Annotated in this window: 8 protein-coding genes and 1 pseudogene; 4 read left to right on the top strand and 5 right to left on the bottom strand. The window is 71.1% G+C overall.

What is annotated here, in order from left to right; all coding sequences use genetic code 11:
- Positions 1–513: 513 nt before the first annotated feature.
- Entirely contained in the window at positions 514–1,089 is a 576-nt protein-coding gene (locus AC07AZ_RS27980) for an AMIN-like domain-containing (lipo)protein (RefSeq protein ID WP_478852446.1), read from the bottom strand.
- Between the two features lie 336 nt (positions 1,090–1,425).
- On the opposite strand from AC07AZ_RS27980, the gene AC07AZ_RS27975 reads away from it, so the two are divergent.
- A complete protein-coding gene (locus AC07AZ_RS27975; RefSeq protein ID WP_478852444.1) occupies positions 1,426–1,548 on the top strand; it encodes a hypothetical protein in 123 nt (40 codons plus the stop codon).
- A 124-nt stretch (positions 1,549–1,672) separates the two neighbouring features.
- On the opposite strand, the gene AC07AZ_RS27970 is transcribed toward AC07AZ_RS27975, so the two are convergent.
- Positions 1,673–2,281: a TetR/AcrR family transcriptional regulator gene (locus tag AC07AZ_RS27970; RefSeq protein ID WP_478852442.1), complete on the bottom strand. Its 609-nt coding sequence runs from the start codon at positions 2,279–2,281 to the stop codon at positions 1,673–1,675.
- Positions 2,282–2,372: 91 nt separating this feature from the next.
- On the opposite strand from AC07AZ_RS27970, the gene AC07AZ_RS27965 reads away from it, so the two are divergent.
- Together AC07AZ_RS27965 and AC07AZ_RS27960 are read left to right on the top strand one after the other, a co-directional pair.
- A complete protein-coding gene (locus AC07AZ_RS27965; RefSeq protein ID WP_478852440.1) occupies positions 2,373–2,798 on the top strand; it encodes a nuclear transport factor 2 family protein in 426 nt (141 codons plus the stop codon).
- Positions 2,795–3,643 carry an NmrA family NAD(P)-binding protein gene (locus AC07AZ_RS27960; protein WP_478852438.1) on the top strand — a complete coding sequence of 283 codons (849 nt, stop codon included), beginning with the start codon at positions 2,795–2,797 and terminating at the stop codon, positions 3,641–3,643. Before AC07AZ_RS27965 ends, AC07AZ_RS27960 begins: the two co-directional genes overlap by 4 nt.
- A gap of 45 nt (positions 3,644–3,688) precedes the next feature.
- On the opposite strand, the pseudogene AC07AZ_RS27955 reads toward AC07AZ_RS27960, so the two are convergent.
- A pseudogene (locus AC07AZ_RS27955) lies at positions 3,689–4,029 on the bottom strand (MmyB family transcriptional regulator).
- A 161-nt stretch (positions 4,030–4,190) separates the two neighbouring features.
- Here AC07AZ_RS27955 and AC07AZ_RS27950 point away from each other — a divergent pair.
- The gene (locus tag AC07AZ_RS27950; protein ID WP_478852436.1) at positions 4,191–5,144 is read left to right on the top strand and encodes an alpha/beta hydrolase family protein; all 954 of its coding nucleotides are present in this window, start codon (positions 4,191–4,193) and stop codon (positions 5,142–5,144) included.
- Positions 5,145–5,540: 396 nt separating this feature from the next.
- On the opposite strand, the gene AC07AZ_RS27945 is transcribed toward AC07AZ_RS27950, so the two are convergent.
- On the bottom strand, positions 5,541–7,703 hold the full coding sequence (locus tag AC07AZ_RS27945) for an ATP-binding SpoIIE family protein phosphatase (RefSeq protein WP_478852434.1): 2,163 nt from the start codon (positions 7,701–7,703) through the stop codon (positions 5,541–5,543).
- Between the two features lie 333 nt (positions 7,704–8,036).
- Positions 8,037–10,067, bottom strand: a complete 2,031-nt coding sequence (locus AC07AZ_RS27940; RefSeq protein ID WP_478852432.1) for an NPCBM/NEW2 domain-containing protein — start codon at positions 10,065–10,067, stop codon at positions 8,037–8,039.
- Positions 10,068–10,111: the final 44 nt, after the last annotated feature.

Here is a 10,111-nt window from a genome sequence, read left to right as displayed (position 1 = left end):
GCGTCGCTTTTCCAGCACCCCCCCCCCCCCCCCCCCCCCCCCCCCCCCCCCCCCCCCCCCCCCCCCCCCCCCCCCCTCCTCCCCCCCCCCCCCCCCCCCCCCCCCCCCCCCCCCCCCCCCCCCCCCCCCCCCCCCCCCCCCCCCCCCCCACCCTCTTCCTGTCTTTTCTACTGACATTTCCCGTTGCCTTCGGGGGCTTTCAGTAAACGGCCTGTCTCAGTGCGTTGTGACAAAGGGAGTCCCTGTTCGATGAGCAGGGACTTCGTCGTCTGCGGGGCATGATCGCGGAGAGGTAGGGGCAGGCAGCTGACGGCTCGTTGTTGATCGAGGAGGTCGCGATGCCGTCGGTGCTGGGGTTGATGGAACAGCGTGAGGCGCGGGCGAGGCAGGATCTGGAGTATCCCCTCCCGGACCACGCGTGCGGCGGTCCGGGACGTGAACGGCGCGGGTGACAGAGCCGCGCACGGCTGGCGTCGCCGGTCGGGCTGGCGGCGCCGGTCGGCGAGGGGCGGGTCACCAGGTGTGGGCCACGTCCACGACGAGGTGGCCGTCCTGCTGCAGTACGCGGAAGGGCAGTCGGGCGCGCAGCCCGAGTCCGAACTGGGACTGGCCCTCGAAGCTGCCGGCGTACTTGGCGTCGCGGAAGGTGCGGTAGCCGGTGAGGTTCACGCCGGGCAGCGGCTTTCCGACGCGGCCGGGGTAGGTGGGGGTGCCGGAGTCGCTGTCGTAGGCGGGCGCGTTCACGATCACTTCCAGAATGGCGCCGCCGCTGACCGGGATCGGGTGGCCGGAGGGGTCCTGGACCAGTCGGTCGACGTAGCGCACGCCGTACCCGAGCCGGCTGGCGGACGCGCCCGGAACGTCGATGACGAACCGGTCGTAGCAGTCGTGGCGGCCGGTCCTGGCGTTCGTGACGTGGTCGCCCGGCGTGCTGGCCGGGTTCGTCCTGCCGAGGCTGCCCCAGCCGGTCGGGCAGGCGGCCGCGGCCTGCCTGGCGGGGGCCGCGGCGGCCGTGGCCGGCACCGCGGCCGCTCCCAGAGTGGTGGCCATGAGAGCCGCGGTCACCCAGACTGTCCTGCTTCTTGTCATCTTGTTCCCCCAAGCGTGTGAATGTCCTGCATTAGTAGAGACAGTCGGATTGGCCTGAAGGTTGCACGCTTTTTGCCGCCATTATGGAGAACCGGCTGCCACGCACCCCGACCACGGGCTGACCCATGCGCGCCTGAACCACGCAGACGGTCCTGTTCCGGCGCGTCGATGGTCGGCTGCGGAGGCTCCTCGGACGGCTCGCCCCCCGCTTCCTCGTCGGTGCGCGGCACGTCCAGCAGTCCTCGCGACTCGGTGACGGTGTCCCGTCCCGCGGCGAACCGCAAGCGGGGTCCCGCCGCAGTCGCGCCGGCGCAACCTCCGCTCACCGTAAGCGAGTTGGACGCCGTACGACTGGTCGCCCGCGGTGGGGCCAATGAGGAACCGGTGGCCGAACCGCACGTCACCCTCTCCACCGTGAAGGCGCATCTCGGCAACGTGCGGCGCAAGCTCGCCGCCTGAAACGGGGTGGAGATCGCTGTCTGGGCCTGGGAGAAGCGGCGTCTGGGCCGGCCGGAACGCGCGGGCCGGTCCGCCCGGACTGACCGGCTGGGCGGTGAAGGCTCCCGGACCGTCCGATCCACGATCAGTCGCCGGCGGTCGATCCCTCATGTGGGTCGGGGCCAAGGGCCCTGGCGGTGAACGTCGCCAGTTGCGCGCGCATCGTCTGCCGTGACACGCCCTCTTGTCCGGCCAGGTGCTCGACGAGGTCGGCCCGGGTGGCGGCGAGCAGGACGTGGGCGGTGAAGTCACTGTCGTCGAGACCGGGGATCTGCTCCAGTACGGCTTGGAGCAGGCCGTGCCAGCGCGCGTAGTGCTCCGCCTGGTACGGGCTGCTGCTCCCGCCCTCCTCCAGGGCCAGCGCGAGACGGCGATTGTCGAGTTTGAAGCACAGGACGGCGTCGAGCAGGGCGGGTACGCGCTGCCGTGGCGAGGTGGAGGGCCCCAGAGGCGGCGGCCCGGACTCCACGGCCTCCCTCACTGGTTCGAGCCGTGCCTCGTACAGCGCGCGGAGCAATCCGGGACGGTCGCCGAAGGCTCGGAACAGCGTGCCCTTGCCGACGCCGGCCGCTGCCGCGATGTCAGCCATGGTGACGTCCTCGGGGCCCTCGCTCCCGGCGAAGAGGGCGTCGGCGGCCGCCAGGACGGCCTCCCGGTTGCGGGCGGCGTCCTTGCGGGGTCTGCGCTCGTCCATGTTCCTCCTCCGGTTGAAAAGCGGACCGTGGGTCCGTATCGTCGAGACTGAAACGGACCGAGGGTCCGGATTTCATAAATGGAGGATACCCATGTCCGCACCGACTTCTCCAGCGGATCTCTACCGCCACAGCCTGCGGTTGCTGCTCGACAAGGACATCTCCGGCTGGGTGGACCTGTGGGCCGAGGACGGCGTCATGGAGTTCCCCTTCGCACCCGGCGGCTGGCCCGAGCGTCTGGACGGCAAGGAGGCCATCGCCGCCTACATGCGCCACTACCCGGACCACATCGACCTGCGCGACTTCCCCGCACTGCGGATCCACCAGAGCACCGACCCGCAGATCATCGTGGTGGAGATGCGAGGTGTCGGCCGCCTGGTGGAGACCGGCAGCCCCTTCGACATGACCTACATCGCCGTCGTCACCGTTCAGGAGGGGCGCATCACCTCCTACCGGGACTACTGGAACCCGCTGGCCGTCCTCGAACCCGGCACCGCCTTCACGGGGAGCGGCCGATGACCGCCACCGGTACCACGCTGGTGATCGGCGCGACCGGCACCACCGGCAGCCGCACCGCCGCGCGGCTGACAGCCGCCGGCCACCGGGTCAAGGCCGCCAGTCGCCGCGCCGCCCCGGTCCCCGGCACGGAACCGGTCCTCTTCGACTGGTACGACCCCGCCACCCACGCCGCGGCCCTGGACGGAGTCGACGGCCTCTACCTCATACCGCCCCTGGGCGACCCCGACCCGGCTGCCGTCATGCTGCCGTTTCTTCGACAGGCCCGCACCGCCGGGGTGCGCCGCGCGGTGCTCCTCGGTTCCTCGGCCATCCCCGAGGGTGGCCCGGCGGTGGGGATGGTGCACCGGGCCCTGCCCGGTCTGTTCGGGCAGTGGGCTGTGCTGCGGCCTTCGTGGTTCATGCAGAACTTCACCGGGACGCACGCGCACGCCGTCGGCATCCGCGACGAGGGCGTCATCCGGACCGCGACCGGGAACGGCCGGGTCGGTTTCGTCGACGCCGAGGACATCGCGGCTGTCGCCGTCCACGCCCTGACCCACGAACACGCCCCCAACACCGATCTCGTCCTCACCGGACCGGAATCGCTGAGCCACGACGACATCGCCGCGATCATCACCGAGGTCACCGGCCGGCCCGTGGTCCACCACCGCATGTCCCACGAGCAGATGCGCGATCACCTCACCGCTCACATGCCGGCGGAGTTCGCCGCCATGCTGGCCGACATGGACCGGGCCATCGCCGAGGGATCCGAGAACCGTGTGACCGACACGGTCCAACGCCTCACCGGAGGGCCCGCCCAGAGCTTTCGGGCCCATCTCGAAAAGGAGACACGAAACGGCCGCTGAGGTCAGCGGTACCGTCCTGCGAGCGTCTCGGACCTTGCCAACTGGTCATGAGCAGCGCGCTCGGGACGCGTCACGGCTGGGCCCGGCGGGCAGTTCGGCGCTGTCGAGGTAGACAACCAGCGTCTGATCCGGCTGTCCGGCCAGGTGGAAAGCGGTGTACGCGTACTCGGTCGCTCCCCGCCTGGGGTGCCGTAGCCGCTTCCGGCCGCTGGGCCGGGCCTGCACCTCGTAGCGGGCCACCGGTACCGCACCTCCGGGCTGCCGGCCTTCAGCTCCTCGACCAGCCGGGTGTACCGCGGGTCGCCGGTATGGCGTGCGGCCTGCGTCCGCCCATGTCGGCCCGTCGCCTCGGGCGGCACCTCCGCGGTCGGGCCCTCGCTGGGCATCGGGGTTCCTCCGACGTCATTGACAAAGCGGAACTATGTTCCGAATAATAAGCGGAGCGACGTCCCGCTTCGGGTCGGCCGAAGCCGGACGCCACCGATCACGCCTGCCGCCGCCCCGTCGGGGCGGGCCGCAGCGCAGGCTTCAGGAAGGAACCCTCACCATGACCGCAACCACCGACACCGCCTCCGGGGCGCCCGCCCCAGTGCTGTCGTACAGCCCGGTGATCCTGGCCGTGCCCGGACGGCCCGTGGACCTCCAGGTCCGCGTCTCCGCCCCCGCGACCGGGACCGGCCTGCCCGTCATCCTGCTCTCCCACGGTCACGGCGGCTCCAACAACCTGTCCTCGCTGAACGGGTACGCGCCCCTCGCCAATCTCTGGGCGGCGGCCGGGTTCGTCGTCATCCAGCCCACCCACCTCAGCTCCAGCACCCTGAGCCGCGAGCTCGCAGGCTCCCCGGGAGGCCCCCTCTTCTGGCGTTCGCGTGCCGAGGACATGAGTCACATCCTCGACCGGCTCGACGAGATCGAGAAGACCGTGCCGCAGCTGGCCGGACGCATCGACCGCGACAAGATCGCGGTCGCCGGGCACTCCCTCGGCGGCCACACGGCCGGCCTCCTGCTGGGCGCCCGCAGCGCCGACGCCGACTCGGGGGTGGTGAACCTGACCGAGCCGCGGATCACGGCGGGTGTGCTGCTTGCCGCGCCCGGCAGGGGCGGCGACGTCCTCAACGGGTGGATGGCCGACAAGGTGTCCTTCTTCGAGTCCACAGACTTCTCCACGATGACCACACCCACCCTCGTCGTCGCCGGCGACAAGGACGACTCCACGCACTTCACCGACATCGGCCCCGACTGGCACGCCGACCCCTACCGCCTCGCCCCCGCACCCAAGACCCTGCTCACTCTCTTCGGCGGCGAGCACCTGCTCGGTGGCATCTCCGGATACGACGCCGACGAGACCACCGACGAGAGCCCCGAGCGGGTCGCCGCCCTCGCGCGCCTCACCTCGGCCTACCTGCGCACCCGGTTCCAGCCGGACGACCCCGCCTGGCAGCTGGCGTGCGAGGCACTGACCGCCGGGGCCGACCCGGTAGGACGAGTCGAATCCAAGTAGGCGCCCGCGGCGAATCCGTGCGCGGCTGGTAGCGACGCGGGGCGGTCGGCCGGCTGGCTTGGCGCGGTCCCGCGACCTCTCCTGTTGCCGCTCGTCCGCCCCGTCCGCCTCCACGCCGGTACCTCGATTCCGTCGCGGTGTGGTCCGCGGGGGAAGGCGGTTGCCTGCACCGAGCAGAGCGCCCGCTCTCTCACGCTGAGCCAAGGGTGGGCCGACTCGTCGACCGGGCTGCTGCCCTGGATCGTCGAGAAGTACCGCGCGTGGAGCGCCTGCGCCGGGCCGGTACACGAACCTCTTTCCAGCCGACCGCTCCAGGCGCTCAGGAGGAGGTCGTACGCCTCCTCATTCGCGCCGCGCAGGCCGCGCGGGACGGCTGCGTCCGGTTCCGCAGCCGCGTCACCTGGCCACCTCCGCCCAGACCACCTTGCCGGTGTCCGTCCACCGCACCCCCCACCGCGTGGTGAGCCGGTGCACGACCCGCAGGCCACGCCCGCCGTCGTCGAGGAGGCCGCCCCGGCTCAGACGAGGCCTGCCGTTGCCGGTGTCGCCGACCTCGCACAGCAGGCCGTGACCGGCCCTGATCAGTCGTACCGTGATGGGGCCGGCGGCAAAGCGCACCGCGTTCGTGACCAGCTCGCTGACCAGCAGCGGCACATCGTCCCGGATGTCGTTCCGGGCGCGCCATTGCCGCAGCAGCGCGGAGACGTGCGCACGGGCACGGGCGGGAGCGTCGTCGCGCGCGGGTAGCCGCCAGGTCGCGGTGTCCTCCTTGCGGTAGCCGAACATCCGCACGAGCAGCAGGGTCACGTCGTCGCGCTGTCGCACGGGCGCCACCGTGGAGACGACGTGCCGCGCGGCCTGCTGCAAGGCGTCCCAGGGATGCACCCCGGACAGGACATCCGCCAGCCGGCTGATCCCCTCGTCGATGGACAGGGCCGGATCCTCCACCAGGCCGTCGGTGTAGAGGGCGAGCAGGGAGCCCGGAGGCGCGTGGAAGGTGTACACGTCGAACGGCTCCCGCAGAGCGAACTCGGCGCCCAGACCGGGGTGAGGGCTCACCGTGAGCGGACCCGCGCGGCCGCTCGGAAGCACCAGGACCGGGGGAAGGTGGCCGGCACTCGAGAGCGCCACCTGGTGGCTGACCGGGTCGTAGAGCGCTATGCAACAGGTGGAGCCGAGGGCACTGTATCCGGCCGCCAGCCCGGACTCCGCGTCGTCCAGCAGGGTCACGGTCTCGTCCAGGTGCTCCAGCACCTCGTCGGGTGCCAGCCCGGCCGACAGCAGCGCGCGGGCCTCCATGCTCAGCTGGCCCATGGTCGCCGCCGCTCCCAGCCCGTGCCCGACCACGTCACCGACCACCAGCGCGGTACGGCCGTCCGGCAGCGGGAAGCTGTTCACCCAGTCCCCGCCCACACCCGCACTGTCGGGTGTGGCGGGCTGGTAGACGCTGGCGATCTCCATGGTGTTGCCGCCGCTCCGGGGCAGCAGGCGGCGCTGCAACGCCAGCACCTGAGTGTGTTCGCGCTGGTGCTGACGGGCCAGGTCGACGTGATGGGCGGTCCTGGCCACCAGTTCCTGCAGGTCGAACAGCTCGCTGTCCTGGAAGGGGCTGTCCGCCCGCCGCCAGACCTCCGCCACGCCCAGCACGACGGGTGGTGTGCCGTCCAGGACCAGCGGTATGCACGCCACGCTCGCCGACCGGTCACCGGGCACCAGGGCACGGATCACTCGCGGACTGCCGAGCAGGCGCTCGACGGCCGCCCGGTGGGGTATGACGATGGCCTGCGGGGAGTCGTTTCGTCGCACCGCCTGCGCCAGCAGGCGACTCGCGTCGCTCGGAAGATCGTCGCCCGGAGTCAGGTAACCCTCGGGCCACACCCGGTCCGGCACCAGGGCCGCCCGCCGCAGCCGGATGCGCCCCTGCGCCCGGTCGGTGACTCCCTCACCCGTCCACACGGCGAAGTCGAGGTCGACGGCGGCCACGTCCCCCCACGCCAGCAGGGACTCCGCCAGCGACTGCGCGGTCTCGCCGACGTCCAGCGAGGTACCGATCGCGGTCTCGGCGGCGTACAGGTGCAGCCTCTTGGCCATGGCGATCAGGGAGACGGTCAGGCCTTCCTGAGGCGCCGCGGCGGGCAGGATGCTCATCGAGACCACCAGCTCCGACCCGTCGCCGCGTCGCAGGCGCTGGATACGGGCGACGTGCGCCTCGCCGATCTCCAGGACCTGACGCAACCGCCGTGTCACCGTCGGTACGTCCCCCGGAGGCAGGAGATCGGCGAAAGGACTCCCCGCCACGACGTGCAGACCCGCGAATACGACGGCGTCCAGATTGCAGCGGGTGACCTTCAGATCCCTGTCCAGGTTGACGACGCCGAGAATCTGATCCTGACGGTCCGCTGCCGGGTTGTCGGGTGGGCGCTGGCGGGCGGTGCGGTCGCCCCGCGCGTCGCCGCGACCGGTGGCCGCTGCCGACCCACCGTGCGGGATGTAACGCCCCAGGGCGCTGCTGACCAGGTCGAACGGCGATGAGGGCGAGGGGGAGGGTGTGGAGTCCATGCGGCTCTCTCACAATCCCCGGGGCAGCGCCGGGGTGGTTGCTCGGACCGGTGCGACGGGCCCCGAGATCCCTGACGCACACCTCATTGAATAACACCAGGGGTCGCTTCGCCCACACCAGTCGATCGCGCGGTGAACCCGGACGGTGGGGGCGTGCCGCGGCCGCTGAGCCGTGCTCACGCGCCGAGGCCGGCAGCCGTCAGGATGCGACGAGCAGACGGGGCCACACCGGCTGCTGCGGACATGCGGCCACGCAGCCGATCAGCCGGTCGGGAACGTCCTCGGAGTGACGGACGGGCCGGCCGGGCTTCCCCGGCCGGCCCGTCCAGGGCTTCAGGAACAGGTGATGCGGGCGTCGGCCCAGTCTGCGTGGTCGCTGTCGTTGCCGTCGCCACCGTCGGTGACGACGAGCTGGAGGGTCTGCGCGCCGGTGATGTCGGCGTGGAGTGGGGCGGGGCCGGTGGCGGCGGTCACCAGGCCGCTGTCCACGACCTGCTTGCCGTCGGCGGTGATGACGAACTCGACACTGCCTCTACCGTCCTTCTCGTCGTCCACCCCGACGGTCGCGGTTGCTGTCGAGCACGTTCCACCGAGGTGGTAGGTGACGGTGCTGGCGGCGTGGACGCCGAGGCCCTTGGCGAAGACGGTGCCGCCGACGGTGATCGGGTGGCCGTCCCCGGCCGAGGCTTCGCCGTTGCTGGTGTCCTTCTCCACCGGCCCCCAGCCGTTGGTGGCGGAGGTCCAGTCGAGGTCGCTGAGGTAGCTGGTCCCGGACGGTGGGGGCACCAGCACCGTCAGGCTGCCGGGCAGAGGCACCGTCACGTCCCGGGCGCTCGCCAGCCGACGGTAGGTCACGGTGCCGTTCAGCGAGTAGACACCCGGCCGGGCTGTCGCCGGCACGGTGATCTTCCAACCGGTGCGCAGCGTACGGCCCTTGACCAGGAGTCGGCTGCTGGTGGCGTCGTTCGCCGTGGCGGTCCAGCCGTCAGGGACACCCAGGTGTACGTGGACGGAGGTCGCCGGGAGGGTGCTGAGGTTGGTGGCGTACGTGGCCAGGTCGGCGCTGTTGCCCGGTTCCACGTGGTCAGGGCCGCCGGTGATGCCGGTGTCGAGCAGCGGCGGATCGAACAGGGCACCGGTGACCTTCTTCGGCTCGGCGCTGACCCGTAGTACGACGGTGCCGTGTGCCGGCACTGTCGCGGCCAGGTCCCCGGCGCTGTGGAAGTCCGTGTGCTGCCACAGGTCGCGGACCGCGTAGCGGGCACGGTGGGGGAGCCCGATCGCTGACGCGGTGGTGGCGATCCGCTGGGCGTGGTCGCCCGCGTTGAACAGGGCGACGGCTCGCTCACCGTTCGCCAGCTCCTTGACCAGCAGGTAGCGGTCACCGTCGGACGACAGCACGGTGGCCTGACGTCCGAGCGGGTCCTGGTCGAGAGCGATGACGTCCCTGTTCCCCAGGATCGCCAGAGTGGCGGGCGTGGCCTTGCGCAGGTCGGTGCCGATGAGCAGCGGAGACGCCATCATCGACCAGAGGCTGAAGTGACTGCGGTACTCGGTGTCGGTCATGCCGCCGTTGCCTACTTCGAGCATGTCCGGATCGTTCCAACGACCGGGCCCGGCCGCGTCGTTCAGTGGCATGTTGGCCCTGGCGATGGACAGGGCGCTGGACCAGTTGTCACTGATGTCGCCGGTGGTGCGCCACGAGTTGCCGACGTCGCCGGCCCATTCCCATGGATTTTGCGCACCCCATTCGCACAGCGAGTACACGATGGGGCGGCCGGTGGCGAGCAGGGCGTCGCGCATCGCGGTGTAGCGCTTGACGTAGTCCTCGCGGCTGCCGTCGCTGTTGTTGTTGCAGTTGTCGTACTTGAGGTAGTCCACACCCCAGTCGGCGAAAGTGTGGGCGTCGGTGGTCTCGTGGCCGAGGCTGCCCGGATACCCGGCGCAGGTGGCGGTGCCGGCGTCCTCGTAGATGCCGAGTTTGAGTCCCCTGGCGTGCACGTAGTCGGCCGTGCCCCTGATGCCGCCGGGGAACTTCACCGGGTCTGGCACCAGGCGCCCTTGGCTGTCCCGGTCGTGCGTCATCCAGCAGTCGTCGATGTTGACATACGTGTATCCGGCGGACTTCAGACCAGAGGTGACGAAGTAGTCGGCTGTCTGCCTGATGAGCTGCTCACTGACGTCGCAGCCGAAGGCGTTCCAGTCGTTGAAGCCCATGGGCGGAGTACGGGCGAGACCGTTGTCGAGTGCGGCGGCGGGTGGTGCCACGGTGACCGCGCCCGCCACGGCCACAGCACCCAGCCCCGCAGCCCACAACAGACAGGCGGTCGCGCAGGCGAGCAGCCTGCCGGGCAGTCGTGTCATGACAGTCCTCCATGCGCAGGGGGGGAAGGGGATCCGCTGGTGCG

This window comes from Streptomyces sp. NPDC043878 (assembly GCF_056435735.1).
The sequence above is the reverse complement of the archived record's forward strand: the minus strand, read 5'-3'. Positions and strand labels throughout refer to the sequence as shown.